Source organism: Stenotrophomonas sp. 21LCFQ19 (assembly GCF_056861425.1).
In genome coordinates this window covers 65764-90592 of the sequence record NZ_JBSPUF010000003.1, presented here as the reverse complement: position 1 = coordinate 90592, position 24829 = coordinate 65764, and the positions used below count along the sequence as shown (strand labels likewise).

Below are 24829 nucleotides of genomic sequence, written 5' to 3'. Positions count from 1 at the left end.
GGTGGCGCCTGGCGTCTCGGGCGCCTCCCGCGTGCGAGTCTCCCCCCCCCCCCCCCCCCCCCCCCCCCCCCCCCCCCCACTACAGGGGCGGCCAAAAGCGCGGCCAAAAGCGCACCCCTCCCCAACCCTCCCCTTTGTCTTCGACAAAAGGGAGGGGGCTATCGCTGTGCGACGTTTTGACGCACTGCGACAACCGGTCACATCCGTTCTTAACCAATACCGGACCAGAATCGCCCCAATTAAAAATGTTGCGGAGAAGCGGCCGTGGAAGCGCTGCTGTTGTCCCGGATCCAGTTCGGATTCGTGGTGAGTTTTCATGTGTTGTTCCCGGCCTTCACCATCGGTACGGCCAGTTGGTTGGCCTTCGTCGAATGGCGTTGGCTGCGCACCCGCAATCCGGTCTGGCGCGAGCTGTTTTTCTTCTGGCAGAAGATCTTCGCCGTGTCCTTCGGCATGGGCGTGGTCAGCGGCATCGTCATGGCCTTCCAGTTCGGCACCAACTGGCCGCGATTGAGCGAAGTGGCCGGCACGGTGATCGGGCCATTGCTTACCTACGAAGTGCTGACCGCGTTCTTCCTCGAGGCGAGTTTCCTCGGCGTGATGTTGTTCGGCTGGGAAAAGGTCTCGCCGCGCCTGCACTTCTTCTCCACCTGCATGGTGGCCTTGGGCACGCTGTTTTCCACCTTCTGGATCCTGTCTTCCAACAGCTGGCTGCATACGCCGGCGGGTTACACGCTGGTCGACGGCATCGTGCATCCGCAGGACTGGTGGCAGATCGTGTTCAACCCGTCCTTCCCTTACCGACTGGCGCACATGGCGCTGGGTTCGTTCATTACCACGTGCTTTGTCATCGGCGGTGTCGGCGCCTGGTATCTGCGCCGTGGCGTGCACGTGGAAGCCGGCCGCAAGATGCTGGTGGCAGCCGTCGCATTCGCCGCGTTGACGGTGCCGGTGCAGATCTTCGTCGGTGACATGCATGGTTTGAATACGCTGGAGCACCAGCCGATGAAGATCGCGGCGATGGAAGCGCACTGGCATGAAAGCAAGCCCGGCGAAGGCGTGCCGCTGGTGGTGTTCGCGGTGCCGAATGAAAAGGAAGAGCGCAACGATTACGAGATCGCCATCCCCAAGCTCGGCAGCGTGATCCTGACCCACAGCACGGACGGTACCTTCGCGCCGCTGACCTCGGTGCCGGCCAGTGAGCGGCCGCCGGTGGTGCCGGTGTTCTATGCGTTCCGCATCATGGTCGGGATCGGTTCGTTGATGCTGTTGGTTGCGTGGATTTCGGCCTTCCAGTTGTGGCGTGGACGCCTGCTGCAGTCGACGTGGCTGTTGCGTGGCTGGAACTGGATGCTGCCGAGCGGCTTCGTCGCGTTGGTGGCCGGTTGGTTCGTCACCGAAATGGGGCGGCAACCGTGGGTGGTGTATGGCGTGCTGCGCACGGCCGATGCGGTGGGCGCGCAGAGCGCGTGGATGACGGTGCTGTCGCTTGCCATCTATGTGATCGGTTATCTGTTCGTGTTCGGCTGGGGCATCTGGTACCTGGTCAAGATCATGCGCAGCGGGCCCAAGCCACATGACCTGCCGCCGCGCGATGACGGCATGCATACCCCGGCGCGGCCGCTGTCCGGCGTCAACGAACCGCTGGAGGAGCGCTGACATGGAGATGACGACCTGGCTGCCGGTGGCATGGTTCGCGGTGATTGGCTTCGGCGTGCTGATGTACGTGGTGCTGGATGGCTTCGTGCTCGGCATCGGCATCCTTGCGCCGTTCGCCGAGGACGAGCAGCAGCTCGACGTGATGATGAATACCGCCGCGCCGATCTGGGACGGCAACGAAACCTGGCTGGTGCTCGGCGGTGCCGGGCTGATGGCGGCGTTTCCCAAGGCCTATGCGGTGCTGCTGTCGGGCCTGTACCTGCCGGTGCTGCTGCTGGTGATGGGCCTGGTATTCCGCGGCGTGGCCTTCGAATTCCGCTTCAAGGCGCATCGCTCGCGCGCGCTGTGGAGCGTGTCGTTCGCGATGGGCTCGCTGCTGGCGGCGTTCGCGCAGGGGGTGATCCTGGGCGCGCTGGTACAGGGCCTGCCGATGCAGGACGGGCAGTACAGCGGCGGCGCGTTCGGTTGGTTCAGCCCGTTCTCGATGCTGACTGGCGTCGCGGTGGTCACCGGCTATGCGCTGCTCGGCAGCACCTGGCTGATCCTCAAGACCGAGGGCCGTGAGCAGGCGCTGGCACGTTCGCTGACGCGGCCGCTGATGGTGGCGGTGATCGTGTTCATGGGCCTGGTCAGCACCTGGCTGCCGTTCCTGCAGTCGCGGGTGATGGAGCGCTGGTTCAGCGACGGCAACTTCTGGTGGCTGTCGCCGGTGCCGCTGCTGACCCTCGCCGTGGCGGTGGCGCTGTGGCGCAGCGCCATGCACCCACGACGCGATCTGCCCCCGTTCCTGCTGACCCTGGCGCTGTTCGTGCTCGGCTTCGTCGGCCTGGTGCTGGGCATGTGGCCCTACCTGCTGCCGCCGCATTTGACCTTGTGGCAGGCTGCCGCGCCGGCGTCGTCGCTGGGCTTCAGCATGGTCGGGCTGGTGCTGCTGCTGCCGGTGATCCTCGGCTATACGGTGTGGTCGTACCGGGTGTTCCGCGGCAAGGTGACGGCTGAAACCGGCTATCACTGAATCCGCGTTGATCTGGCCCGGCCGCTGCGCCGGGCCGGGTGTGGTGGTGCTGTTGTCAGCCGTGCAGGCCTTCGATTTCCACCAGCAATTCGGCCCGGCAGACTTCGCCGTGCAGCACGATGAAGCTGGATTCGGTCAGGCCGCGCTGCTGCAGTTGCAGGCTTACCGCGGCAGCGTCCTGCGGATTGCGCACATAGACCTTGAGCAGCGATTGCTCACCCAGATGGGAGGCGAGTGCCGGCCGTTGCAGTCGTGCGCCATCAATCAGGCTCTGCAGATTGGTCAGGGTTTCGTCCAGCTGCATTGCCACCGAGCCATGGTGCTGTGAGCGGTGGCCGACGATGGCGGCGGTACCTGATTGCAGCAACGGCAGGCCGGTCGTGAGTGGCGGCAGCATGGCGCGGGCAAAGCTGGGCGACTGCGGGCCGTATTGGCGCGGATAGGCATAGGCGCTGACCTGGCGCGGGTTTTCCAGCGGCATGCCGGGCTGGCGGGCGGACAGGCTGTACACCTGTACCCGGCGGCGGCCGTCAAAACAGCCGATGCAGGTGGCGGCAGGCATTGCGGCGTGATCCACCACCTGCAGGCCGCGCACGCGACCCAGGCAGAAGCGGCGGTAGCGCTCGTTGTCGTCGTCGCCTTCGGTGATGGCGTCGAGGTAGTTCCAGGTACGCAGCAATGATGGATAGTCACTGTGTGACAGAAATTCGCTCAGTGCGGCATAGGCCGTGGCGGTTGCGGCCTCGATATCGCCGTCAGCTTCAGTGACTTCGATGGACGTGAACAGCAGCTCGGCGTTGTGTGACCATTGCACGGCACCGCTAGTGCCATGTTCGACGGCGCTATCGCCTTGCCAGACTTCGATCCGGTCGGCGCCATGTAGCGCCAATGGCACCTGCAGCCAATGCGGCGCGTTGTGACATGTCGGCTCGGGGTTGAACCCGAACACTGCCAGGGTGCGCGGGTCGGCCAGCGCTGCGGCGGCCTGCTGTCCAGGCAGATAGCTGGCGCGAAACACTGAATGCGGAGTGCCGGGCTGGGCAGCGGTAGCCTGCTGCATGAAGAGGTTGCTGTTGCCCATACCGTGAATCTGCTGCCAATGGCCGGGCGTCATGATAGCTTGCCACGCTTCACGGTCCCAGCAGATGCCGTTTTTGCAGGTGTCGCGGCGTAATTCGGGGGAATGCGCCGCTCAGTCAAGCTGGGCTTCACGCTTCATGTAGTTGGATTGCAGTGGTGGCAATGATCGAATTTTCAGTAGCCGGTTGGTCGGCGTGGGCGCCGGACCTGACTACGGCGGAGCAGTGGCGGGCCTGGGCTGAGCGGCCCTGGCTGCCGCAGGGGGATGCTGCGCCGGCGTTGCTGGAGGTGCCGGCGATGCAGCGGCGGCGCATCGAGCGGCTCGGGCGCATGGCCATCCAGGCGGCTTGCTGGTGCGAGCAGAACGGAGATGAATCCGACATCCCGCTGGTCTTTGCCTCCCGCCACGGCGATGTGGCGCGTTCGCTGGCGCTGCTGCAGTCGCTGGTGGGGCAGGAGCCGATGTCGCCGACCGCGTTTGGTCTGTCCGTGCACAACGCGGTTGCGGCGCTCTACTCGATCATGCGCGGCAGCCGCAGCAACTATCTGGCGCTTGCGGGCGGGGCGGCAACGGTGGAGGCGGCCTGCGTGGAGGCATATGGCCTGCTGGCCGATGGTGCGCCGGAAGTACGGGTGGTTGTTTACGAGGCGCCGCTGCCAGCCCTTTTTGCGGGGTTTGCGGATGAGCCCGATGCCGGCTTTGCCTGGTGCTGGCGGTTGCGCCGGGCAGATCAGCCCGGTACCAGGCTGGGCTTGGCCTGGCGGGCTGCCCAGGCGGTGCCCGTCCGGCCGCTATTGCCGCGCGCTTTGGCCGCACATAAATTTCTTTTGTCGGGAGATGCCAGCATGATCACTACCATTGATGGGCAGGACTGGGTCTGGACGCGGCATGGCTGAGGCAGTGACTGCTCGGCTCAATCACGCCTGGCGGGTGTTCGCCACCGGGCTCAGTTTTGCTGCTTTCGGCATTGGCGGTTTACTGCTTGGCGGCCTGGTGATGCCGGCGTTGCTGCTGATCCGCGACGAGCACCGTCGCCGTCGGATTGCCCGGCGCCTGGTGCAGCTCAGCTTTGCCGGGCATATCGGTCTGATGCGCCGGTTCGGCGTGCTGACCTACGAGATCGTCGGCGGTGAGCGGCTGCAGCGGCGGGGTCTGCTGGTGTTGGCCAACCACCCGACCCTGATCGACGTGGTGTTCCTGGTGTCGCTGCTGCCCAACGCTGATTGCGTGGTCAAGCGTGCCGTGGCCATTAATCCATTCATGCGCGGGCCGGTGCGCGCAGCTGGCTACATATCCAATGACGACGGTGCGGGTCTGGTGGAGGACTGCATTGCGGCGGTGCGGGCCGGCGGCAGCCTGGTGATTTTCCCCGAGGGCACACGCAGCGTGCCCGGCCAGCCATTGCGGCTGCAGCGCGGGGCGGCAAACATCGCAGTCAGGGGGGAGGTGGATGTCACCCCGGTGCACATCCGCTGCAGCCCGGCAACCCTTGGGAAGGGGCAGAAATGGTATCGTGTGCCGCCGCGGCGTTTCCACGTTCGGATCGAGGTGGGTGAAGATATTCAGATCCACCCGTTCCTGGTCGATACCCCCACGTCAAAGGGGGATGCTTTGGCCGCGCGTCGCCTTACCGACCACCTTACCCATTATTTCGATCTTGCTGGAGATCCGAACCGTGCAGGCACTTGAGCACGAGATCAAGGAATTGATCATTTCATCGCTGTCACTGGAAGACATCGCGCCGGAGGACATCGATTCCGCCGCGCCGCTGTTCGTTGAAGGACTGGGCCTGGACTCCATTGATGCACTGGAGCTCGGTCTGGCGCTGCAGAAAAAGTATGGGGTCAGCCTGTCGGCTGACTCGGAAGAGACCCGCCGCCATTTTTCCAGCGTGCGCGCGCTCAGCGAGTTTGTCGCTGCCCGTCAGTCGTAACCGGGCCAGGAATTGCCATGACCAAGAGTGAATTGTTCGACCATATCGTTCGCATTCTCAACGACAGTTTTGAGATTGCGCCGGAGCGGATCAAGCCCGAGGCACGCCTGTACGAAGACCTGGACATCGACAGCATCGATGCGGTCGATCTGATCGTGCAGCTCAAGCCGTTGCTGGGCCGCAACCTGCAGCCTGAGGCCTTCAAGACCGTGCGCACCGTGCAGGACGTGGTTGACGTCGTGCATGGCCTGCTGCCCGATCAAGCCGCTGCCTGACCGGATCGGCAGAGGCCTGGCATGACGCGGTTCCGCGTGCTCGCCTTTGGTCTGCTGACGGTCGCCTATCCGTTGCTGGTGTACCTGGCGATGGGGCGCTTCGAGCCCCGCTGGATGGCGGTGCTGTTGTTTGCACTGGCCGTGTTGCGGGCGTTGACCAGTCGCCAGCCGCTGTGGATGGCGGCCGCTGCAGGTGCCGGCGTACTGGCCTTGCTGACCACGCTGCTCAACCAGGCGCTGCCATTGAAGCTCTACCCGTTGCTGGTCAACGTGGTGATGTTGGTGGTGTTTGCCACCAGCCTGCGGTTTGGGCCGCCGGTGGTGGAGCGTTTGGCGCGCCTGCAGGAACCGGACCTGCCACCGTTTGCGGTGGCCTATACCCGCAAGGTGACCCAGGTCTGGTGTGGCTTTTTTGTTCTCAACGGGGGCCTGGCCCTGGTAACCGCGCTTTGGGCGTCGGACCGGACCTGGGCGCTGTACAACGGATTGTTGGCGTACGTGATGATGGCTGTGCTGTTTGCAGGTGAGTGGCTGGTACGGCGGCGAGTGAAGGCCGCGCACGCCCATGTCTGAGTGGATCGCCCTGGACCGGTTGCTGCTGCAGCCGCAGCCGGCGCGTTGCGTCGGCGTGTGCGAGGGCGTGGTGGTTACCCACGCTGCATTCCGCCAGCAGGTAATGGCGTGGCAGCAGGCATTTGCCGCCGCGCCCGGCCGCGATTGGGCGCTGTACTTCGACGAGGCGCTGCCGTTCGCGGCAGCCTTGTTTGGTGCCTGGCATGCCGGCAAACGCGTGTTTCTGGCCGCCGACAACCTGCCGGCCAGCCTCGCTGAACTGCAGTCGCGGGTAAGTGGCTTTGCCGGTGACATCGATCCGGCGCATGCGCCGTTGGCCGCAGTGGCTGCGTCCACTGACCTTGCATTGGAACCCCTGGATGAGCGTGCCTGCGAGCTGGTGGTGTTCACCTCCGGCAGCACCGGCGAGCCCAGCGCGATCAGCAAACGTCTGGATCAGCTGGCGCGCGAAGTGGACGCCTTGCAGGCCGCCTTTGGCGCCGAGCTGGAAGGCGCCCAGGTTCATGGCACGGTCTCGCATCAACACATCTACGGGCTGTTGTTCCGGGTGCTGTGGCCACTGGCCGCGGGGCGCGAAATCCAGCCGCGTCGTTTCTTCCATGAAGACCTGATCAAAGCCTTGGGTGCTGCTGACAGCGTGCTGGTGGCAACGCCTGCGCACCTGAAGCGGCTGCCCGAGCAATTGGATTGGGCTGCGCTGCACGGGCGTCTGCGCGTGGTGTTCTCCTCCGGTGGCCCGTTGCCTGCCGATGCCGCGCCGCAGGTGCGGCGGTTGTTGGGCGTGGCGCCGACCGAGGTCTATGGCAGCAGCGAGACCGGCGGTGTCGCCTGGCGTCGTTGGCACGACGCCGCGCCTACCTGGCAGCCGCTGCCTGGCGTGCAGTGGCGCATCGAGGATGGCTGCCTGGTGGTGGCCTCGGCGCATCTGCCGACGACGTCGTGGTGGCAGACCCAGGACCGCGTCGAAGCCTTGGCCGAAGGCCGCTTCCGTCTGCTGGGCCGCGCCGACCGCATCGTCAAGATCGAGGAACGGCGGGTATCGCTGGATGCACTGGAGCGCGCGCTGCGCACCGATCCGCTGGTCGAGGATGTGCGGGTACTGGTACTGCCAGGTGCGCGCGAACAACTCGCTGCGGTGGTGGTGCCGACGGATGCAGCGCTGATTGCTGCCGATGATGCCGCCCGCCGTGCATTCCAGCAGCACCTGGCAGCGGTATTGGCGCGCAGCCATGATGCAGTGACGCGCCCGCGCCGCTGGCGCCTGCTCAGTGCCTTGCCGCTCAATGCACAGGGCAAGGTTACTCATGCTGCCTTGGCCGCACTGTTCCAGCCGCTGATGCCGTCGCCGCGTTGGCTTGAGCGTTCGCCCAGCACTGCCGTTGCCGAGTTGGCGTTGGATCCTTCATTGCGGGTGTTCGAAGGACACTTTCCGCAGGCGCGGATTCTGCCCGGGGTTGCCCAGTTGGACTGGGCCATCCGCTATGGCCGACAGGCGTTCGACATGCCGCCGCGCTTCGAGCGCATGGATGCGGTCAAGTTCCAGCATGTGGCGCGGCCGGGACAGCTGCTGTCGTTGCAGCTGGACTGGGACGCCGCACGCGGCGTGCTGGCCTTCCGCTACAGCTCCGAGCACGGCGTGCACGCCAGCGGCAAGGTGGTATTCGCCGATGCGTGATGCACCGCAGGCCGAAGGCGCCTTCGCGGCGCTGGTGGTGATTCCGGTATACGACCATGAGCAGGCGATAGCCGCGGTGGTCGACGGCGTGCGTGCCGCTGGCCTGCCGTGCTTGCTGGTGGACGACGGCTCGCACCCGGCCTGCGCACAGGTGCTGCGTGCGCTGGCGCAGCAGGCCGACGTTGATCTGCTGCGCCTGGAGCAGAACCAGGGCAAGGGCGGTGCAATGCTGGCCGGCTTCGCCGAGGCGGCGCGGCGGGGCTACAGCCACGTGGTGCAGATCGATGCGGATGGCCAGCACGACACCGGCGACCTGCCGCGTTTCGTGGCCCTGTCGCAGGCGCAGCCGCAGGCGGTGATCTGCGGCGTGCCGGTCTATGACGAGAGTGTGCCCAAGGCGCGTCTATACGGGCGCTACCTCACCCATGTGTGGGTGTGGATCAATACCTTGTCGCTGCACCTGCGCGATTCGATGTGCGGCTTCCGCGTCTATCCGCTGCCGCCGGTGTTGCGGCTTGCAGCCGAGGAAACCATCGGCAGGCGCATGGACTTCGACAGCGAGATCCTGGTGCGCCTGTTCTGGCGGCAGCTGCCGGTGTTCCATCTGCCCACCCGCGTTACCTATCCCTCCGACGGTGTGTCGCACTTCGATGTGTGGCGCGACAACCTGCGCATCAGCCGCATGCATGCCCGGCTGTTCTTCGGCATGGTGTGGCGCAGCCCGCGCCTGCTTTGGCGGCGGCTGCAGGGGGCGCGATAGTGGCCGCCAACGACACACCGCACTGGGCCGATATCGGCGAGTCCACCTCGGTGGCCGGGGTGCTGTTCCTGTGCTGGGTGCATCGTTGGTTCGGGCGTTGGCCGTTCCGTCTCTGCGTATGGCCGGTGGTGCTCTGCCATTGGCTGGGCAATGGGGTTGGGCGGCGTGCGTCGCTGCAGTACCTGCAGCGGCTGCAGGCGCATACCGGCGCGTTGGGACGCACGCCGCGCCGGCGCGACAGCCTGCGCCACTTTTTCTGTTTCGCCGATACCTTGCTGGACAAGATGCTTGGCCTGGGCGGTCGTTACCCGGCCGAGCGCATCGAGCTGCAGCGCGACCTGATGCTGGACAGGATCGCCCGCCGCGAAGGCGGCCTGCTGCTTACGGCGCATATCGGTTGCCTGGAGCTGTGCCAGGTATTGGCTGAGCAGGTGCCGGGCTTCCGCATCACGGTGCTGGTGCATACCGCGCACGCGCAGCGCTTCAACCGCCTGCTGCAGCGGCTGGATCCGCTGGCGCAGGTGGAGTTGATGCAGGTGACTTCGATGGGCCCGGACACCGCGCTGGAACTGAGCCGCCGTGTCGCCGAGGGCGGCTTTGTCGCCATCGTTGGTGATCGCGTGCCGGTGCAGGGCGGGCGCACGGTGATGGCGGATTTCCTCGGCCACCGCGCGCCGTTCCCGATCGGCGCGTATGCACTGGCCGCCGCGCTGGGCTGCCCGGTCTACACCATGGCCTGCCTGCACCAGGGGCAGGGCTACCGCGTGGTGTTTGAACATTTCAGTGATCGCATCGTGTTGCCGCGTGGCTCGCGTGATGCGGCACTGGCCGGCCAGGCGCAGGCATTTGCCTGTTGGCTGGAGCGGCAACTCATCCAGTCGCCGATGGACTGGTTCAACTTCTTCCCCTTCTGGGACCAAGCCCCCCATGCAGAATAAGCAAGCTCCCGCGTGCCGCTTCGGCGACGCACCGTTGACCATCGAAGACGTGGTTGCACTGGCGCTGCGCAGGCGCGCCGCGCTGCTCAGTGACGAGGCCGGTTTCCGTGTTCGCATCCAGCAGGGCGCAGATTTTCTTGATCGCCTGCTGCGTGAGGACGGTGTCGTCTATGGCGTGACCACCGGTTACGGCGATTCGTGCACGGTCAATATTCCGCCCGCCTTGGTCGCTGAATTGCCGCACCATCTGTACACCTATCACGGCTGCGGCCTGGGCCGTTATCTTGATCCGCTGGAGACGCGTGCGGTGTTGGCTGCGCGGCTTGCCTCGCTGGTGCGTGGCATGTCCGGTGTCAGCCTGCCGCTGCTGGAGGGGCTGACCAGCCTGCTGCAGCACGACGTGCTGCCGATGATTCCTGCCGAGGGCTCGGTCGGTGCCAGTGGTGACCTGACCCCGCTGTCGTATGTGGCTGCGGTGCTGTGTGGCGAGCGCGACGTGTTTTACCAGGGGCGCGTGCAGAACGCGGCGGACGCATTGGCGGATATCGGCATGACGCCGTTGCGGCTGCGCCCCAAGGAAGGACTGGCGATCATGAACGGCACCGCGGTGATGACCGGCCTGGCCTGCCTGGCCTGGCAGCGCGCCGATTACCTGTCACGCCTGGCCACGCGCCTGACCGCGTTCAATGTGCTGGCGAGCGACGGCAACGCGCATCACTTCGATGAAACCCTGTTCGCCGCCAAGCCGCATCCGGGGCAGATGCGCATCGCCGCACGCCTGCGCGAGGACCTGCACAGCGAACGCCCGCCGCGCAATGCCGAGCGCCTGCAGGATCGCTACTCGCTGCGTTGCGCACCGCACGTGATCGGCGTGCTGGAAGACACGTTGCCATTCCTGCGCCAGCTGATCGAAACCGAGCTGAACAGCGCTAATGACAATCCGCTGATCGATGCCGAAGGCGAGCGCATCCTGCACGGTGGCCACTTCTACGGCGGCCACATCGCGCTGGCGATGGACACGCTGAAGAACACCGTCGCCAATCTCGCCGACCTGCTCGACCGGCAGCTCGCGCTGCTGGTAGACGCACGCTACAACCACGGCCTGCCGGCCAATCTGTCGGCCGCCACCGGCCCGCGTGCGGCCATCAACCACGGCCTGAAGGCGCTGCAGATCAGCGTCTCGGCCTGGACCGCCGAAGCGCTCAAGCAGACCATGCCGGCCTCGGTGTTTTCGCGTTCCACCGAATGCCACAACCAGGACAAGGTCAGCATGGGCACCATCGCCGCGCGCGACTGCCTGCGCGTGATCGAGCTGACTGAACAGGTGGTGGCGGCGATGCTGATCGCAGCCCGCCAAGGCCTGGCCCTGCGCGAAAGGGTTGGCATGAACGCGCAGCTGCATGGCAGTCTGGCCGACATGTACGGCGACCTCGGGCAACGCATCGCCCTGGTCGAAGAAGACCGCGCGCTGGATGGCGAACTGCGGAAACTGCTGGAGGATATCCGCGCGCAGCGTTGGGAGTTGTATGTCGACCGTTGAACTTGTAGCCGAGATCGAGTTGTCGCCGGCCTTCCATGATTGCGATCCAATGCATGTGGTCTGGCATGGCAATTACTTCAAGTATTTCGAGATCGCGCGCTGTGCGCTGTTGCAGCGCTACGACTACGACTACCCGCAGATGCTGGAATCCGGCTATCTGTGGCCGGTGGTGGATGCGCGGGTCAAATACATCCGTCCGCTGTTGTACCAGCAGGCCTTGCGGGTGCGTGCGCAGATCAGCGAGTGGGAGAACCGCTTGAAAATCGACTATCAGATCCATGCTGCCGCTGATGGGCAGCTGCTGACCCGCGCCCACACCATCCAGGTGGCGGTGGACGCTGCCAGCAAGGAAATGCTGTACCAGAGCCCGCCGGTACTGTGGGAGCGCCTGGGAGTGCCGGCACCATGATCACACGTCTGTTTGCCTATCCGCGTGTTGCCTTGTGCGCACTGCTGCTGGTGCTTGCGCCGATCAGCCATGCCGCCGATGCGGCGGTGGATGCGATCACCCAGTCGGTGGCGCGTCCGGATGTACTGCGTGGCCAGTTCACCCAGGACAAGCAGGTCAGCGGCTTCAAGAATCCGCTGCGCTCGCAGGGGCAGTTCGTGGTGGCGCGCCAGCACGGCGTGATCTGGACCACGCAGCGCCCGTTCCCGTCGGAAGTCGTGGTCACTGCCGACCGCATCCTCAGCCGCCAGCGTGATGGGACCAACCGGGTGGAACTGGACGCGCGCCAGCAACCAGCAATGCGCTCGGTCAACGCCATCATGTTCGCGTTGATGAGTGGCGACGTGCAGGCCTTGTCCAGCCAGTTCAACATCAAGGCACAGCGCGAAGGCCAGGGCTGGCGGCTGCAGTTGACGCCGAAGTCGACGATGTTGGCCAAGGCCTTCCAGTCGCTGTCCTTGCAGGGTGACCGCTACGTGCGCCAGGTGGAGATCATCGAGGCCAACCAGGACCGCACCCTGATCCAGTTCAGCGCTTTGGCCGAAGCTCCGGCCACGCTCAGTGCCGATGAGGCGCGCCGTTTTGACTGAGCCGCACGTGGCAGCATCGGAGCGCCTGCGGCGTTGGTGGCATTGGCTGGGCCTGGCCTGGCTGCTGTTGCTGATCGGTCTTGGCGTGCAGCAATGGCAGCTGTGGAGCGCGCAGTCGCGCATTGATACCGACATCCTGGCGTTGCTGCCGCAGGATGCGCACGACAGGCTGCTGTCCGATGTCACCCGCCGCATCGCCGATGGCAGTGCGCGGCAGGTGGTGGTGTTGCTTGGCAGCGCCGATAGTGAAGCGACCAAGCGCGCACAGGACGCATTCGCCGGCAGCATGGCCAATGACGCCGACAGTGGCCTGCTGCAGCCCAGCGGCTCGATTGAGGGCTGGTTCGAGCAGGCGCGCGATTTCTACGCGCCTTGGCGCGACCGGCTGCTCACTGCCGAGCAGCGCGAGCAACTGCAGCAGGCCGATCCTGCGTTGCTGGGCGAGCAGGCATTGGCCAGTCTGTACGGGCCGATGGGCGCGCCGCGCCTGACCGAATGGCGGCAGGACCCGCTGTCGCTGTGGCCACAATGGTGGCAGCAGCAGGCGCGCGGCTCCGGCCTGCAACTGGGCGAAGATGGCCTGCTCGAAGCCGAAGGTCGGCATTGGGCAGTGCTGCAGTTTGAAACCCGTGATTCGGCGTTTCAGTTGGATGGCGAACGCCACCTTGATGCATTGCTGACGCGTGCCGGCAGCGCCGCACGCGGCGTGGCGCCGGATATGGAAATCCTGCATGCCGGCGTGCCCTTGCATGCCGAGGCCGCGGCGTCGCAGGCCAACCGCGAGATCAACACCATTGGCTGGGGATCGCTGGCCGCGGTGTTGCTGCTGGTGTGGCTGGCGTTCCGCTCGTTGCGGCCGATCCTGCTGGTCGCTGCTTCCCTGCTGATTGGCTGCGGCGTGGCTTTGGCGGTCACCGTGCTGGTGTTCGGCAAGGTGCATGTACTGACCCTGGTGTTCGGTGCATCGCTGGTGGGCGTGGCCGAGGATTACGGCATCCACTGGTTCGCCTCGCGCCAGGCCGAGCCGGCCGAACGCCGTTGGAGACTGCTGCGGCATCTGCTGCCCGGCCTGTGCCTGGCCTTGCTGACCAGCGCACTGGCGTATGTCGCGTTGGGCCTGGCGCCGTTCCCTGGCCTGCGGCAGATGGCGGTGTTCTCGGTGGTTGGGCTGGCTGCAGCGTTCGCCACGGTGATCTTCTGGTTCCCGTACCTGGACGGCGGCCAGATCGCGCCCACCCGTTTCTCGCAGTGGCTGGGCAATACGCTGGAACGCTGGCCGCGCCTGCACAGCGGTCGACAGATCCTGCTGGTGACGATTGCGGTGGTACTGCTGTCGGGCATTGGCATTGCACGTCTGCAGACCGACGATGACCTGCGCAGCCTGCAGTCCTCGCCGCCACAGCTGATGGCCGAGCAGATCCGCCTCAGTCAGTTGCTGGGCATGCCAAGCCCGGCCCAGTTCTACCTGGTGCAGGGAGCCGACACGGCGCAGCTGCTGCAGCGTGAGGAAGCGCTGACTGCAAGGCTGCGGGCATTGGCTGATGCCGGAAAAATCGGCGGCTACCGTGCGATCAGCGATTGGCTGCCGTCGCCGGCACGTCAGCAGGCGGACGCGGCGCTGACCGGTGCTGCCGAACCGCAGGTGCTGGCAATGGTCTCGGAGGCGGTCGGCGAGCAGTTGGCGCGCCCCACGTTCGCATCGGGGCCGTTGACCGCCGAAGCCTTCCTGGCATCGCCGGCATCGCAGCCGTTCCGTCACTTGTGGGTGGGCCAACTGGGTGAACAGGTGGCCAGCGTGGTGATGGTGGATGACCTGTCGCGTGCCGATGCGCTGACCACCTTGGGTGATGCCGCCAAGGGTCTGGACGGCGTGCGCTGGGTGGACCGCACTGCCGACTTCTCATGCTTGCTTGGCCATTACCGCAAGTTGATGGGCGGCATGTTGCTGGTCGGCATCGCGCTGGTATTCGGCGCGTTGCTGCTGCGCTACAAGCGCAATGCGTGGCGGGTATTCGCGCCGACCCTGCTGGCGGGCGTGCTGACGCTGGGGCTGCTGGGCCTGTTCGGACAGCCGCTGCAGTTGTTCAACATGCTCGCACTGATGTTGCTGCTGGGCATGGGCATCGACTATGGCATTTTCCTGGTCGAGCACCGCGGCGATGCCAGTGCATGGCTGGCGGTCTGTGTGGGCGCGGCCAGCACCTGGTTGTCATTCGGCCTGCTCGGTTTGTCGGCGACGCCTGCCTTGCGCGCATTCGGCTTGACCCTGTTGTTCGGCATCGGCCTGGTCTGGCTGATCTCGCCGTTGTTCCGGCCGCCGCCGCATGCTGCTGCGGAAGATTGATCTTCAACGTGTAACTGGACTCTCAAGGACGCATCGATGGCACCCAACGTGGAACGTACTGAAATCCTGATCATCGGCGCCGGCCCGGCCGGTTCGGTCGCTGCGGCGATGCTGCGCAAGCAGGGCCGCCAGGTGTTGATGATCGAGCGCCAGCAGTTCCCGCGCTTCTCCATCGGCGAGAGCCTGCTGCCGCAAAGCATGGAATACATCGAGGCGGCGGGACTGCTGCAGGACGTGGTGGAAGCTGGCTTCCAGTACAAGAACGGTGCGGCCTTCGTGCATGGCGAGGCGCGTACTGCGTTCGACTTCCGCAACAAGTTCTCGCCGGGTTGGGGCACTACTTACCAGGTACAGCGCGCCGACTTCGACAATGTGCTGGCGCGGGGCGCCGAGCGCATGGGCACCACTCTTCGGTTCGGCGATGAAGTGCTGGCGGTTGAGCCGGGCGAGCAGCCAGCGGTGACGGTGCGCCGCCCGGATGGCAGCGAGTACCGCATCGAGGCCGACTTCATTCTGGATGCCTCGGGTTTTGCACGCTTGCTGCCGCGACTGCTGCAGCTGGAGTCGCCGTCCAACTTCCCGGTGCGCGGTGCGATCTTCTGCCACGTGCGTGATCACATTCCGGTGGATGCGGACTTTGATCGCAACAAGATCCTGATCACCACCCATCCCGAGCATATCGACGTCTGGTACTGGACGATTCCGTTCTCCAACGGCTGCTGCTCGCTGGGCGTGGTGGCCGAGCCCTCGTTCTTCGAGCGCTACGAGGGCGAAGACCTGCAGAAACTGCAGGCCATTGTCGGCGAAGACCCCAACCTGAGCCGGCTGCTGGTCAATGCCGAGTGGGCGGTGCTGCCGGTACGACGCATCACCGGCTACTCGGCCAATGTCAGTTCGCTGCATGGTCCGGGATATGCTTTGTTGGGCAATGCCGGCGAATTCCTCGATCCGGTGTTTTCTTCCGGCGTCACCATCGCCTTCAAGTCGGCGCAGCTGGCCAGTGAATGTCTTGCGCGCCGCTATGCCGGTGAAAGCGTGGACTGGGAAGCTGAGTTCTCGGTGCCGCTGCGTGCCGGCGTCAAGACCTTCCGTCGCTTCGTCGAAGCCTGGTATCAGGGCGGCTTCCAGAAGATCATCTACCACCCCGATCAGCAGCCCGAGATCCGCGCCATGATCTGTTCGATTCTGGCCGGCTATGCCTGGGATACCAAGAATCCCTACGTGGCCGATGAGAGTGGGCGACGCATGCGCGTGCTGGAGGAACTGTGCGGCGCCTGATCACCAGTCTTGTCGCCTGCTTGTTGCTGGTCGCGTGCGCGGGCCGCATGCCCAAGCCACTGGTTGAGCTGCCAACGCTGCGCTTGTCGCCAGCCAGCCTGCCGGCGCCGGTGGCGCTGCAGCAGCAGCTGCAGTTCCGTTTCGGCAGCCACGAGCGTGAGCTCGATGCGCTGTTGGAGGCTGACGCGCAGCAGCTTCAGCTTGCCGTGCAGGCGATGGGCCGCACCGGCGTGCGACTGCGCTGGGACGGCGAACACCTGCAGCAGGAGCGCGCGCCATGGCTGCCGCCGCAGGTGCGTGCCGAGCGGGTGCTGGATGACCTGCAGTTCGCGCTGTGGCCTACCGCGGCGATTGCCGCGGCATTGCCCAGTGGCTGGTCGGTGCTCGACGACGGCGTGCGCCGACAACTGCGCCAGGGCGACACGACCTGGCTGGAGTTGCAGCGCAGTGCCGATGGCACGCTGCTGCTGGAAAATCGTGCGGAAGGCTATTCGTTGCAGATCCATTCGATAGACATGCAGGTGCAGCAACCATGAGTGCGGTGTATTTGAACGAGCTGGGCGTGATCTGTGCCTTGGGCGCGGATCGGGCACACATCGCCAAGGCCTTGTTCCAGCCGCAGCTGGCTGGCTCGGCGCTGAGCGACACGGTGATTCCCGGGCGTTCGCTGGTGGTGGGCGCGGTGCAGTCAGTGCTGCCATCGTTACAGGACCTGCCGGTGGCGCTGCATGGGCGCAACAATGCGCTGCTGTTGGCTGCCCTGCAGCAGATCGAGCCGGCCGCGCGCGCGGCGATTGCCCGTTACGGCAGTGAGCGCGTGGCGGTGGTGATGGGGACCAGCACCTCGGGCATTGGTGAATCCGAGGAAGCGCTGGCCAGCTACAACACCAGTGGTGAGTGGCCGCCGCAGTTTGATTACGCACAGCAGGAGATGGGCACGGCGGCGCGCTTCGTGCGCAGCTACCTGGGCATCGAGGGCCCGGCTTGGGTACTGTCCACGGCGTGCTCGTCCAGTGCCAAGGCCTTGATGTCGGCAGCGCGCTTGCTGCGCAGTGGCGTCGTGGATGCGGTGATTGCCGGCGGCGCGGATTCCCTGTGCCGGTTCACCGTTGCCGGCTTCAGCGCATTGGAGTCGGTGTCGGCGGCGCGCTGCAATCCGCTCTCGCGCAATCGCTGCGGCATCAATATCGGTGAAGGTGCGGGCGTGTTCCTGATGACCCGCGAGCCGGGGCCGGTGCAGCTGTCGGGCTGGGGTGAAACCTCCGACGCGCACCATATGTCAGCACCGGACCCAAGCGGGCAGGGCGCGGCGCTGGCAATGCGCCAGGCCTTGCAGCGTGCCGGCTGGGAAGCGGATTCGGTCGATTACATCAACCTGCATGGCACCGCGACCCAGCACAACGATGCGATGGAAAGCGTGGCGGTGGCCGATACCTTCGGCCTGGACGTGCCGTGCAGCTCCACCAAGCCGCTTACCGGGCATACGCTTGGGGCGTCGGGCGTGATTGAAGCCGCGTTGTGCTGGATCACCCTGGCCGAAAACCCTGGCCAGCAGCTGCCGCCGCATTGGTGGGATGGTGAAGCCGATGGGGCGCTGCCGGCGCTGGCCCTGGTGGCTCCCGGCACGCGCGCAGCGACGCCGCCACAGCGGCTGCTGAGCAGCTCGTTCGCGTTTGGCGGCAGCAATGCCGTGCTTGCCATGGAGAAAGCCGCACATGGCTGAGTGTTACGCCATCGAGGACGTGGTGCCGCACCGCGACGGCATGTGCCTGTTGGACCGTGTGCTGCGCTGGGACGACGAAACCATCCAGGCCGAGCTGGTCGTGCCCTACGAAGGCCTGTTCGTCGAGGACGGTGGGGTGCCGGCCTGGGTCGGCATCGAGTACATGGCGCAGGCTATCGCGGCCTGGGCGGGCTGCCGCGCGCGCCGCGCCGGGCGGGAACCGAATATTGGTTTCCTGTTGGGCAGCCGGCGTTACACCAGCACGCGCGATGTCTTTCCCAGCGGTACCCGCCTGCGCATTGATGCGCGCTGCGAGCTGCTGGCGGACAATGGGCTGGGGATGTTTGCCTGCAGCGTGCAGGCAGGCGATGAGCAATGGGCCGTCGCCAATGTGTCGGTGTTTGAACCGGCCGATGCGATGGCGTATCTGGAGAGTGGAGAGGCATGACAGAGGATCTGAGCGTACTGGTCACCGGGGCCAGTCGTGGTATCGGGCGGGCGGTCGCGCTGCGTATCGCGCGCGATGGCTTTGCCGTGGTGGTGCATTGCCGCAGTCGTGTCGAGGAGGCGCAGGCGGTTGTCGCGCAGATCCAGGCGGCGGGCGGGCAGGCGCGCGTGCTGGCGTTCGATGTTGCCGACCGCGCTGCGGCGCGTGCGGCATTGGAAGCTGACGTGCAGCAGCACGGTGCGTACTACGGCGTGGTCTGCAATGCCGGTATTGCGCGTGATGGCGCCTTCCCGGCGCTGAGCGAGGACGATTGGGACCAGGTGATCCACACCAATCTGGACGGCTTCTACAACGTGTTGCATCCGCTGATCATGCCGATGGTGCGGCGGCGCAAGCCGGGCCGGATTGTCACCTTGTCGTCCGTGTCGGGCGTGGTCGGCAATCGCGGGCAGGTCAATTACAGCGCATCCAAGGCCGGCATCATTGGTGCCACCAAGGCATTGGCACTGGAACTGGCCAGCCGCGGCATCACCGTCAACTGCGTCGCGCCCGGCCTGATTGAGACCGAGATGCTCAACGAAGAGGTGGTCGAGCACGCATTGAAGTTGATTCCTGCCGGTCGTGTCGGCAAGCCGGATGAAGTGGCGGCCACGGTTGCGTTTCTACTGTCCGAGCCGGCTGCATACATCACCCGGCAGGTGATTTCGGTCAACGGAGGAATGGTCTGATGGCCTACCAGGATCGTCGTGTCGTCGTTACCGGTGCGGCCGCACTGAGTCCGTTGGGCCACGACTGGCCCAGCATCCGTGCGCATCTGGGCTCCTACCGCAACGCGGTGCAGCCAATGCCACAGTGGGATATCTATGCCGGGCTCAACACCAAGCTGGCCGCACCGGCACAGCCGTTCGAGCTGCCGTCCAACTACAACCGCAAGACCACCCGTTCGATGGGGCGGGTTGCGGTGATGGCGGTGCGTGCCACCGAGATGGCGCTGGAGCAGGCTGGCTTGCTTGGCCACCCGGTGCTGCGCAGCGGAATGGCCGGCGTTGCCTACGGTTCCTCGTCCGGTTGCCACGATGCGACCGGTGAGTTCGGGCGCATGCTGCATGAGCTGACTACCGAAGGCATCAGTGCAACGACCTACCTGAAGATGATGAGCCACACCGCACCGGTCAATATCGGCGTGTTCTTCGGGTTGTGCGGCCGCGTCTACACCACTTCCAGTGCCTGCACCTCGGGCAGCCAGGGCGTCGGTTCGGCCTATGAGGCAATCCGTTCGGGCAAGCAGACGGTGATGCTGGGCGGTGGCTCCGAGCAGTTGGATGCGACCGCGGCAGCGGTGTTCGATACCTTGTTCGCCACCAGTGTGCGCAACGATGCGCCGAAGACCACGCCCAGTCCGTTCGATGCGCACCGCGATGGCCTGGTGCTGGGTGAGGGGGCCTGCACCCTGGTGCTGGAGGAGCTGGAGCACGCACAGGCTCGTGGTGCCAGCATCCTGGCCGAGGTGGTGGGCTACGGTACCAACAGCGATGGCCAGCACGTCACCCAGCCCAGCGCGGACACCATGGCCCAGGCGATGCGCCTGGCGCTGCAGGATGCCGGCCTGGACGCGGCGCAGATCGGCTACGTCAATGCCCACGGCACCGCCACCGATCACGGTGATATCGCCGAAACCCAGGCCACCGCACAGGTGTTCGGCAACACGCTGCCGATCAGCTCGCTGAAGAGCTATGTCGGCCACATGCTCGGTGCCTGCGGCGCGTTCGAAGCCTGGTTGACCATGGAAATGATGCGCGAAGGCTGGTTCGCGCCGACCTTGAACCTGAGCGAGATCGACCCGCGCTGCGGCGAGCTGGACTACATCGCCGGTGAAGGGCGCCTGCTGCAGGCCGAGTATGTAATGAGCAACAACTTCGCATTTGGCGGCATCAACACCTCGTTGATCTTCCGCCGTTGGCAGGCTTGACCTGGTTACCACCACACTCAAAGGAAAGAGATATGCGTCGTTTCAGCCTTGTCGTCACCGCCACGTTGCTGGCGTTTTCCAGCAGCGTTTTTGCACGCGACACCCGCGTGGAGCAGTCCCTGGCAGATCTGCTCAGCTCACAGGAAGCACGTGACGTCGGCATCGATGGCAGCGTGCGCTTCTACCTGGCGGGCCAACCGGTGACGGTGCTTGAGCGGCTGGGCCAGGATGTGAGCAACCGCAAGACCAACGCCGCCAACAAGAGTGACGAGAAAGCCTGCCGCTGGGTTGCGTTGTCGACGCTGCTGGCATTGCAGGATGGCGCAAAGGCGCGTGGTGCCAATGCCGTGGTTGATATCGTCAGCTTCTACAAGAGCAACGAATTCCGCAGCGCCACCAACTATGAGTGCTATGCCGGCGCCATCCTGGCGGGTGTCGCATTGAAGGGCACCTACGCCAAGGTGCCCTGAGGGTTTCCAGGGCGGTGACGGCCCACCGTCGCCGCCAGGTGCACAGGGTTGCCCATATCCAGTGTGCTTGCTTTGCCCGATCCTCCCGGACTGTGGATTGCAGCTGTGCAGACCCGCAGCAGTGGCTCACTGCATGCGTACGCCGCTGTCATCACGGGGAATCTTTGACGGGCAGCGCCTGTCGCCAGGTCGCGGCAGGCGTTGTCGGTGATGCCCCGTGCCCGTCGCGCCGGTGGCGCTTCGATCCCGCATTCAGCACGCCGCTGCAGCGCCGGCAATCTGTCGCCAGCGGATCTGGCAATCTGCAGATACAGGGTGCTCTCAACAGAATCTTGATGTCGATGAACGTATAAAAGGCGGAGAACGACCGAGGTCGTTGGCTGCGCGCCTTTCAACAGCGCCAGATTTCCGACACAATCGCTGACTCTCAATGCAGGGCAAAGCCCGCTGGCATGCAAGCTTACGTCTACAAAAGCCAACGCAAGCAGGACACCTACGTGTACCTCGCCAAGCGTGATGATTTCGAAGTGATCCCGGCGGTGCTGGGCAACACCTTGGCGCCTTACACCTTCGTGCTGGAGGTGGCGCTGACGCCCGAACGTCGCCTGGCCCAGGCCGACGCCGCGCTGGTGCGCGCCAACCTGGCCGAGCGTGGTTTCCACCTGCAGGCCCCGCCGTTGCCGTTGGCCCCGGTGAAGATCGCCCGCATCGACGGTCGCGATGACTGAAGCATTGCGCAGCCGCGTAGTTGCCGCCGCGCTGGGCCTGGGGGTGTTGCTGACCCTGGCCACGGCGTTCGGTGGCGTGGCCGCGGCTGTGTGTGGCGTGCTGGCCCAGCCCGCCTTCGCCCTGGCGGTGTCATGGTGGCGGCGTACCCGCACGGTGACGCCGTCGCTGGCCGTACTCAAACGTGAACTGCCAGGCCTGCTGGGGCTTTGGACCGGCGGCGCAGCGGTGGTTGCAGTATTGGTGTCCTGGCCGTTGGCGGCGCTGCATGACAGCGGCAGCCTGGCGGCGGTGTTGGCATTGAGCATCGCGGTCAGCGTGGCGTTGTTGGCGCTGTGGCGCACCTGGCCGCTATGGCAGGCGATGGAGCGCGAGGACAGCTCGCTGCGCACGCAATGGCAGGCCTTGAGCGGGCGGAATCTCGATTCATGGCATGGTCTGGGCGCGGCAGCGGTGGTGTTGCTGTTGTGCGCGGCGATCGTCGCAGCGGCCTGGCCGGGTCTGGTCGGCGGTGCCTTGCGTTGGCCCTTGGCCATTGCCACCGCGGTCGCCGCGCCGTTGCTGCATCACCTGCTGCAGGCTATGCGCAGCGCGCCGGTTGCCGTCGCTGGCAAGGCTGGCGAGGCACAACAACCCGCCGTCGACCTGTTTGCCGAAGCGCTGGCCGAACCGGCACCGCTGGAGCACATCGCCCAGCATGAGCTGGTGCCGCGGCTGTATGACGCCGCCCGCGGCGGCCGCGTTGACCGCGCGCTGCAGCTGTTGGATGCCGGTGCCGATCCGCATGCGCCAGCCCCGGCCGAATCGCGCGACCAGCGCAGTCTGGCGGTGCTGGCGGCAGTGCTGCCGGACCTGCGCCTGCTGCGTGCGCTGATCAGCCGTGGCGTCGACGTCAACCAGGCGCATAAAGGCATGACGCCGTTGCTGGCGGCCACCCGCGACAGCTGGCACGGTCGCCCGGAAGCGGTGATGACCCTGCTTGCCAACGGTGCCGATCCACGCACGCCCGATGCCGATGGCAATACGCCGCTGCACCACGCCGCGCGCAGTTCCGATCCGGGCGTCGCAGCACTGCTGCGCGATGCCGCGGCGGAGATCGATGCCCTCAACAATGATGGCCACAGCCCGCTGGCGGTGGCCTGCCAGGCCGGCAACTGGCGGCTGGGCAAGTTCCTGCTGGAGCGCGGCGCCAAGGTCGAACCGGCCGATGGCGTACCGGTGCTGGTGCAGGCGGCGGCCACCGACGACGACGACCCGGCTGGCGTGCAGCTGCTGCTCAAGCACAAGGCGCGGCTGGATGCGCGCGACCGTCAGCGCCGCAGCGCCCTGCACGAGGCCGCCCTGGCTGGCCACGTCGATATCGTCGAAACCCTGCTCAATGCCGGTGCCAATGTCGAGCCGCGTGATGCCGCAGGCCGCACGCCGTGGCTGGATGCCGCCGCGCAGGGCAATGCCGCGGTGCTCGAGCGCCTGCTGGCGCACAAGCCTGACGTGCATGCCGTCGATGGCGAAGGCAGCAATGCCTTGCTGCTGGCCAGCCGCGCCGAACACGTATCGGCGGCGCTGATCCGCCGCCTGCTGGACCTGGGCATTGCCGCCGATGTGGTCGGCAGTGATGGCCGTCGTGCCATCGAGCACGCCGCCGCCGCAGGTCGCTGGAGCATCGTCTCGCTGCTCGACCCGAGCTATCCGCTGCCGGCAGCAGTCAGCGATGCGGCCGCCGGCAATGCCGAGGGTGGCGATGGTGACGCGGTGCCGGTACTCAACGATCGCGCGCCGCTGGCCTTGCTGCGCGAAGCGCTGGTATTCGGCAACGTCGATGGTATGGCGCCCTTGGCCAGGCTGTGTGCGGCCGATGAACTGGGCGGCCTGCTGCACGATCCGGAGCTGGCCTTGCAGCCGCGCGTGGTCGATTGGCTGCTGGCGCACGATGCCGCGCCGGAGATGCTCGACGCCTGCGGTGATACACCGATGTTCGCGCTGCTGTCGCGCGGCGTCGATGCGATCCCGACCCTGCAGGTATTGCTGCAACGTGGCGTGTCGCCGGCCGGTCGCGGTGGCTTGACCCGCTTCCTCGCCGCCTGCGCGCAGCACGACCACGGCGCCCGCAGCACCGAGCAATTCGCGTTGGAACTGCTGGAGCGTGGCGCCGATCCGTTCGCCGCTTCGCCGGCCGGTGATCCGGCGTTGTCGCTGGCGGTACGCCTGGGCTGGCTGAAGCTGCAGCAGTACCTGCTGCTCAATGGCGTCGACCGTGAGGCGCGTGACAGCCATGGCATGACCGCACTGCACCTGGCCACCGCCCTGGCACGTGAGTCCGCGCTCAAGCAGCTGGTGCTGCAGGGCGCTTCACCGGATGCGCGGGCCGCTGACGGGCAGACGCCGTTGGGTGTTGCGCTGTCCAGCGGTCGCCGCGACCTGGCTGACCTGCTGGACTGGCGCGGCTGGCAGCTGCCATTGCGCGCGCTGCGCGATGCCGACGTCGCCTCGGCGGCGATGGCCGGCGATGCCGACGCGGTACGCCGCCTGCTCAATCTCGGTTTTGCCGTCGATGCCGTCGACGCACAGGGCTGCACCGGCCTGCTGCGTGCGGCCGGCGGCGGCCATGCGGCGGTGGTGGATCTGCTGCTGTCGCGCAGTGCCGACCCGCAGCACGCCGCTGCCAGCGGTGCCACGCCGTTGTCGGCGGCGGTGAGCATGCGCCAGACCACGATCGTGGCTGCACTGCTCAATGCCGGTGCCAAGCTTGAACACCGCCTGCCGGGTGGCGTCACCGTATTGATGCTGGCCGCTGCCCTGGGCTTGCCGGACATCGTCGCCCGCCTGCTCACTGCCGGTGCCGACGTGCACGCCGGTGACGACCAGCAGCTGGCACCGCTGCACTGCGCCGCGCTGTACGGCTTCACCTCGCGTGACCGCACCCGCCTGCTGGCCTTGCTGGATACCTTGCTGCTGGCCGGTGCCGAACCGGACCAGGCATCGGCCGGCACGGTGACGCCGTTGCTGTTGCTGCTCGGTGCACGTGCCGAACCGGGTACCGCCTGTGACGAGAGCGTGGTGCTGGCCGCGGTGGACCGCCTGCTCGACGAAGAGGTTTCGCTGGACGTGCGCGACCCGCGTGGCTTCGGCCCGCTGCACCTGGCGGCACTGCACGGCCTGCCACAACTGGTGCAACGCCTGCTGCGTGCAGGGGCTGATCCGGACATGCGCGATGCGATCAACCGTAGCCCGCGCGACATCGCCATCATGCGTGGCTTCATCGACGTTGCCGGCGAATTCGAGCCGGCGGTACCGGGCGTCTCGTCGATGGCCCGCTTCCTGCGCGATCACAACTGATTGCTGCAGCACTCATGACAAGGGCGCCGAACGGCGCCCTTGTTGCAT

24 protein-coding genes are annotated in these 24829 nt (G+C 66.0%); 23 read left to right on the top strand and 1 reads right to left on the bottom strand.

What is annotated here, in order from left to right:
• The first annotated feature begins 264 nt into the window (after positions 1–264).
• Both AC13FW_RS04520 and cydB read left to right on the top strand, forming a co-directional pair.
• A complete protein-coding gene (locus tag AC13FW_RS04520; RefSeq protein ID WP_296248309.1) occupies positions 265–1659 on the top strand; it encodes a cytochrome ubiquinol oxidase subunit I in 1395 nt (464 codons plus the stop codon).
• Position 1660: 1 nt separating this feature from the next.
• Complete coding sequence (cydB, locus tag AC13FW_RS04515) at positions 1661–2674, top strand: cytochrome d ubiquinol oxidase subunit II (RefSeq protein WP_296248312.1); 1014 nt, start codon at positions 1661–1663, stop codon at positions 2672–2674.
• Between the two features lie 55 nt (positions 2675–2729).
• Here the strand turns inward: cydB and AC13FW_RS04510 are convergent, their stop codons facing one another.
• Positions 2730–3788, bottom strand: coding sequence for a chorismate transformation FkbO/Hyg5 family protein (locus AC13FW_RS04510; RefSeq protein WP_296248314.1), 1059 nt, complete (start codon positions 3786–3788; stop codon positions 2730–2732).
• A 128-nt stretch (positions 3789–3916) separates the two neighbouring features.
• Here AC13FW_RS04510 and AC13FW_RS04505 point away from each other — a divergent pair, with 128 nt between their 5' ends.
• The 21 genes from AC13FW_RS04505 to AC13FW_RS04405 all read left to right on the top strand — a co-directional run bounded on the left by AC13FW_RS04505 (position 3917) and on the right by AC13FW_RS04405 (position 24781).
• Positions 3917–4651 (top strand): beta-ketoacyl synthase chain length factor, encoded by a 735-nt coding sequence (locus AC13FW_RS04505; protein WP_482988333.1) that lies wholly within the window; start codon positions 3917–3919, stop codon positions 4649–4651.
• Positions 4644–5444 carry a lysophospholipid acyltransferase family protein gene (locus AC13FW_RS04500; protein WP_482988332.1) on the top strand — a complete coding sequence of 267 codons (801 nt, stop codon included), beginning with the start codon at positions 4644–4646 and terminating at the stop codon, positions 5442–5444. Before AC13FW_RS04505 ends, AC13FW_RS04500 begins: the two co-directional genes overlap by 8 nt.
• Positions 5431–5688, top strand: coding sequence for a phosphopantetheine-binding protein (locus AC13FW_RS04495; protein ID WP_282271712.1), 258 nt, complete (start codon positions 5431–5433; stop codon positions 5686–5688). The genes AC13FW_RS04500 and AC13FW_RS04495 overlap by 14 nt, the downstream gene beginning before the upstream one ends.
• 17 nt (positions 5689–5705) lie before the next feature.
• The gene (locus AC13FW_RS04490; protein ID WP_282271713.1) at positions 5706–5963 is read left to right on the top strand and encodes an acyl carrier protein; all 258 of its coding nucleotides are present in this window, start codon (positions 5706–5708) and stop codon (positions 5961–5963) included.
• A 21-nt stretch (positions 5964–5984) separates the two neighbouring features.
• Positions 5985–6536 (top strand): COG4648 family protein, encoded by a 552-nt coding sequence (locus AC13FW_RS04485; RefSeq protein WP_282271715.1) that lies wholly within the window; start codon positions 5985–5987, stop codon positions 6534–6536.
• Positions 6529–8211: an ApeI family dehydratase gene (locus AC13FW_RS04480; RefSeq protein ID WP_482988331.1), complete on the top strand. Its 1683-nt coding sequence runs from the start codon at positions 6529–6531 to the stop codon at positions 8209–8211. Before AC13FW_RS04485 ends, AC13FW_RS04480 begins: the two co-directional genes overlap by 8 nt.
• Positions 8204–8971, top strand: coding sequence for a glycosyltransferase family 2 protein (locus tag AC13FW_RS04475; protein WP_282271717.1), 768 nt, complete (start codon positions 8204–8206; stop codon positions 8969–8971). Before AC13FW_RS04480 ends, AC13FW_RS04475 begins: the two co-directional genes overlap by 8 nt.
• On the top strand, positions 8971–9909 hold the full coding sequence (locus AC13FW_RS04470) for an LpxL/LpxP family acyltransferase (RefSeq protein WP_482988330.1): 939 nt from the start codon (positions 8971–8973) through the stop codon (positions 9907–9909). The genes AC13FW_RS04475 and AC13FW_RS04470 overlap by 1 nt, the downstream gene beginning before the upstream one ends.
• Complete coding sequence (locus tag AC13FW_RS04465; RefSeq protein ID WP_482988329.1) at positions 9899–11449, top strand: HAL/PAL/TAL family ammonia-lyase; 1551 nt, start codon at positions 9899–9901, stop codon at positions 11447–11449. The genes AC13FW_RS04470 and AC13FW_RS04465 overlap by 11 nt, the downstream gene beginning before the upstream one ends.
• Positions 11436–11858: an acyl-CoA thioesterase gene (locus AC13FW_RS04460; protein WP_282269299.1), complete on the top strand. Its 423-nt coding sequence runs from the start codon at positions 11436–11438 to the stop codon at positions 11856–11858. Before AC13FW_RS04465 ends, AC13FW_RS04460 begins: the two co-directional genes overlap by 14 nt.
• The gene (locus tag AC13FW_RS04455; RefSeq protein WP_296248332.1) at positions 11855–12487 is read left to right on the top strand and encodes an outer membrane lipoprotein carrier protein LolA; all 633 of its coding nucleotides are present in this window, start codon (positions 11855–11857) and stop codon (positions 12485–12487) included. Before AC13FW_RS04460 ends, AC13FW_RS04455 begins: the two co-directional genes overlap by 4 nt.
• Positions 12465–14831 carry an MMPL family transporter gene (locus tag AC13FW_RS04450; RefSeq protein ID WP_482988328.1) on the top strand — a complete coding sequence of 789 codons (2367 nt, stop codon included), beginning with the start codon at positions 12465–12467 and terminating at the stop codon, positions 14829–14831. Before AC13FW_RS04455 ends, AC13FW_RS04450 begins: the two co-directional genes overlap by 23 nt.
• Before the next feature lie 36 nt (positions 14832–14867).
• Positions 14868–16109: an NAD(P)/FAD-dependent oxidoreductase gene (locus tag AC13FW_RS04445; RefSeq protein ID WP_482988327.1), complete on the top strand. Its 1242-nt coding sequence runs from the start codon at positions 14868–14870 to the stop codon at positions 16107–16109.
• Entirely contained in the window at positions 16097–16645 is a 549-nt protein-coding gene (locus tag AC13FW_RS04440) for a DUF3261 domain-containing protein (RefSeq protein WP_482988326.1), read from the top strand. Before AC13FW_RS04445 ends, AC13FW_RS04440 begins: the two co-directional genes overlap by 13 nt.
• Positions 16642–17832, top strand: coding sequence for a beta-ketoacyl-[acyl-carrier-protein] synthase family protein (locus AC13FW_RS04435; protein ID WP_482988325.1), 1191 nt, complete (start codon positions 16642–16644; stop codon positions 17830–17832). Before AC13FW_RS04440 ends, AC13FW_RS04435 begins: the two co-directional genes overlap by 4 nt.
• Positions 17825–18280, top strand: coding sequence for a hotdog family protein (locus AC13FW_RS04430; RefSeq protein ID WP_482988324.1), 456 nt, complete (start codon positions 17825–17827; stop codon positions 18278–18280). The genes AC13FW_RS04435 and AC13FW_RS04430 overlap by 8 nt, the downstream gene beginning before the upstream one ends.
• Positions 18277–19008, top strand: a complete 732-nt coding sequence (locus AC13FW_RS04425) for a 3-ketoacyl-ACP reductase FabG2 (protein WP_482988323.1) — start codon at positions 18277–18279, stop codon at positions 19006–19008. Before AC13FW_RS04430 ends, AC13FW_RS04425 begins: the two co-directional genes overlap by 4 nt.
• Positions 19008–20249: a beta-ketoacyl-ACP synthase gene (locus AC13FW_RS04420; protein WP_482988322.1), complete on the top strand. Its 1242-nt coding sequence runs from the start codon at positions 19008–19010 to the stop codon at positions 20247–20249. Before AC13FW_RS04425 ends, AC13FW_RS04420 begins: the two co-directional genes overlap by 1 nt.
• Before the next feature lie 32 nt (positions 20250–20281).
• Positions 20282–20719 (top strand): excinuclease ATPase subunit, encoded by a 438-nt coding sequence (locus tag AC13FW_RS04415; RefSeq protein WP_482988321.1) that lies wholly within the window; start codon positions 20282–20284, stop codon positions 20717–20719.
• 452 nt (positions 20720–21171) lie between these two features.
• Positions 21172–21447, top strand: a complete 276-nt coding sequence (locus AC13FW_RS04410; protein WP_296248351.1) for a YcgL domain-containing protein — start codon at positions 21172–21174, stop codon at positions 21445–21447.
• A complete protein-coding gene (locus AC13FW_RS04405; RefSeq protein ID WP_482988320.1) occupies positions 21440–24781 on the top strand; it encodes an ankyrin repeat domain-containing protein in 3342 nt (1113 codons plus the stop codon). The genes AC13FW_RS04410 and AC13FW_RS04405 overlap by 8 nt, the downstream gene beginning before the upstream one ends.
• Positions 24782–24829: the final 48 nt, after the last annotated feature.

Coding starts and splice junctions, on each gene's coding strand:
- cydB (WP_296248312.1), top strand. CDS start 1,661: ATGGAGATGACGACCTGGCTGCCGGTGGCATGGTTCGCGGTGATTGGC.
- AC13FW_RS04510 (WP_296248314.1), bottom strand. CDS start 3,788: ATGACGCCCGGCCATTGGCAGCAGATTCACGGTATGGGCAACAGCAAC.
- AC13FW_RS04505 (WP_482988333.1), top strand. CDS start 3,917: ATGATCGAATTTTCAGTAGCCGGTTGGTCGGCGTGGGCGCCGGACCTG.
- AC13FW_RS04500 (WP_482988332.1), top strand. CDS start 4,644: ATGGCTGAGGCAGTGACTGCTCGGCTCAATCACGCCTGGCGGGTGTTC.
- AC13FW_RS04490 (WP_282271713.1), top strand. CDS start 5,706: ATGACCAAGAGTGAATTGTTCGACCATATCGTTCGCATTCTCAACGAC.
- AC13FW_RS04485 (WP_282271715.1), top strand. CDS start 5,985: ATGACGCGGTTCCGCGTGCTCGCCTTTGGTCTGCTGACGGTCGCCTAT.
- AC13FW_RS04480 (WP_482988331.1), top strand. CDS start 6,529: ATGTCTGAGTGGATCGCCCTGGACCGGTTGCTGCTGCAGCCGCAGCCG.
- AC13FW_RS04475 (WP_282271717.1), top strand. CDS start 8,204: ATGCGTGATGCACCGCAGGCCGAAGGCGCCTTCGCGGCGCTGGTGGTG.
- AC13FW_RS04465 (WP_482988329.1), top strand. CDS start 9,899: ATGCAGAATAAGCAAGCTCCCGCGTGCCGCTTCGGCGACGCACCGTTG.
- AC13FW_RS04460 (WP_282269299.1), top strand. CDS start 11,436: ATGTCGACCGTTGAACTTGTAGCCGAGATCGAGTTGTCGCCGGCCTTC.
- AC13FW_RS04455 (WP_296248332.1), top strand. CDS start 11,855: ATGATCACACGTCTGTTTGCCTATCCGCGTGTTGCCTTGTGCGCACTG.
- AC13FW_RS04450 (WP_482988328.1), top strand. CDS start 12,465: ATGAGGCGCGCCGTTTTGACTGAGCCGCACGTGGCAGCATCGGAGCGC.
- AC13FW_RS04445 (WP_482988327.1), top strand. CDS start 14,868: ATGGCACCCAACGTGGAACGTACTGAAATCCTGATCATCGGCGCCGGC.
- AC13FW_RS04435 (WP_482988325.1), top strand. CDS start 16,642: ATGAGTGCGGTGTATTTGAACGAGCTGGGCGTGATCTGTGCCTTGGGC.
- AC13FW_RS04430 (WP_482988324.1), top strand. CDS start 17,825: ATGGCTGAGTGTTACGCCATCGAGGACGTGGTGCCGCACCGCGACGGC.
- AC13FW_RS04425 (WP_482988323.1), top strand. CDS start 18,277: ATGACAGAGGATCTGAGCGTACTGGTCACCGGGGCCAGTCGTGGTATC.
- AC13FW_RS04420 (WP_482988322.1), top strand. CDS start 19,008: ATGGCCTACCAGGATCGTCGTGTCGTCGTTACCGGTGCGGCCGCACTG.
- AC13FW_RS04415 (WP_482988321.1), top strand. CDS start 20,282: ATGCGTCGTTTCAGCCTTGTCGTCACCGCCACGTTGCTGGCGTTTTCC.
- AC13FW_RS04410 (WP_296248351.1), top strand. CDS start 21,172: ATGCAAGCTTACGTCTACAAAAGCCAACGCAAGCAGGACACCTACGTG.
- AC13FW_RS04405 (WP_482988320.1), top strand. CDS start 21,440: ATGACTGAAGCATTGCGCAGCCGCGTAGTTGCCGCCGCGCTGGGCCTG.